The organism is Hyphomonas sp. UBA3195 (assembly GCF_002366485.1).
In the GTDB taxonomy this organism is placed as follows: Bacteria; Pseudomonadota; Alphaproteobacteria; order Caulobacterales; family Hyphomonadaceae; genus Hyphomonas.
This window is the reverse complement of record NZ_DEXB01000023.1, coordinates 1-213: the sequence shown is the minus strand read 5'-3', so window position 1 is coordinate 213 and position 213 is coordinate 1. Positions and strand designations below refer to the sequence as shown.

Genomic DNA, 213 nt, shown 5'->3' with positions numbered 1-213 from the left:
CTGATTGTGCATGCCAAGGCCATGCAACCCTTCGCGGAGACGTGGCGCAAGCTGCATACACGCAAGATGCATGATGGGGGCGGGGTGCGTCTCTACGCCAATGCCGTCAATGCCGCCTATGAGCCGACCAGCGAAACCTCGGCAGATATGCTAACCCGGCAGGCCATCGATACAGTAGATTTTCCGCCTACGGTCGAACAGGCATGGAAAGAT

At 57.7% G+C, this 213-nt stretch carries 1 protein-coding gene; it reads left to right on the top strand.

What is annotated here, in order from left to right:
- Nucleotides 1–213 (top strand): hypothetical protein (locus tag B2344_RS07895; RefSeq protein ID WP_290484964.1); only part of this gene is annotated, 213 nt, incomplete at both ends.